Source organism: Acinetobacter rongchengensis, from assembly GCF_003611475.1.
GTDB lineage: Bacteria > Pseudomonadota > Gammaproteobacteria > Pseudomonadales > Moraxellaceae > Acinetobacter > Acinetobacter rongchengensis.
The window spans coordinates 1-1,436 of record NZ_RAXT01000145.1 but is presented as its reverse complement, the minus strand read 5'-3'; the positions used below and the strand labels follow the sequence as shown (position 1 = coordinate 1,436).

Below are 1,436 nucleotides of genomic sequence, written 5' to 3'. Positions count from 1 at the left end.
CTTTTTTACAAAAAAAAGCAAAATAAATAAAAAAAAATAATATAAGTGTGAAATTGATCACAAAAATATGTATAATGCTTAAAATTAAACCAGTTTAAAAACTAAACCTATTTTTTGTGTTAAAGAAAAATTTTATAGAGGACACATTTATGGCTTCAGCAAATACAATTTCATCCCTCATTTTTATGGCAAATACTCCAATTAGTCTAAAATTTTATGATCCAATTACGGGCGCTTTTTTAAAAGAAGTAACAACTACAGTAAGACCTAATGGTCTATTCGTTTATAGCACTTCCGAGTTCATTAATGGTGAAAAAGTTATCCTCAGTGGTACGGATAAACAAGGGATTCCAGCAACTCAAGAATTGATTTTGAAAGATTATGTCGCTCCTGATATACAAGCAACAATAAATGCGACAGGTACGATTGTTTCAGGAACGTCTGAACCAGGTGTTACTATTCAAATTAAAAGTGTTGCAACAGGCGCTGTTTTGGGTACAGCAGTTGTTGCAGCTGATGGGACATATTCAGTTCATCTTAATCCCGCGTTAGTTAATGCCGAAAAGATCGAAGCGATTGCAACAGATGCCTCGAATAACTTTGCATCACAATCTTTAATTGCTCCAGATATTACTCCACCAGCTGCACCTACAAATTTAGATGTGGTCGATGCAGGCCATGCGGTGATTGGTAAAGCAGAACCGAATTCGACCATTACCATCCGTGATGTAACAGGAGGGGTAATTGGTGTAGGTACTACTGATGCTAATGGTGATTTCAAAGTAATCATTTCACCTGCTCAAATTAATAAAGAAGCTTTAACAGCAACAGCAACGGATGCTGCAGATAACGAGTCTGTGGAAGCACCATTTAATGCACATGATTTGACTGCACCAAATGCGCCGACAGACATTGCAATTATCAATGATGGTACGGTTGTCACAGGTAAGGCGGAACCAAATTCGACTATTGAAGTAAAAGATCCAAATGGTGTTGTGATCGGAACAGGAACTACAGATGCAAATGGTAATTTCTCTGTAAACTTGAATCCTGCACAAAATAATGGTCAAACCATCAGTTTGACAGCAACCGATGATGTAGGGAATACCTCTGTTCCAGCCTCAGCCGTTGCAGACAACGCAGCACCAGTGATTACAGCAGCGACAGTAGATGCAACAACAGGTGCGACGATTACAGGACAAGTATCAGAACAAGCGACTGTTGTCGTTAAAAATGCTGCGGGCGTTGTATTGGGTACAGGTCAGACAGATACTGCAGGTGTATTTAGCTTTGCATTGAGCCCTGCTCAGGCGAATGGTGAGAAAGTTTATGTCACAGCGACAGACACTGCACCGACACCATTAACGTCAACTGTATATGAAGCAACAGCCCCTGATATTACTGCACCAAATGCACCGACAGATTTAGATGTAACT

General features: G+C 39.5%; 1 protein-coding gene. It reads left to right on the top strand.

The window, feature by feature from the left end; genetic code table 11:
- Nucleotides 1–149: 149 nt before the first annotated feature.
- On the top strand, nt 150–1,436 hold a 1,287-nt coding region (locus D7V20_RS19125; protein WP_235831684.1), incomplete at its 3' end, for an Ig-like domain-containing protein.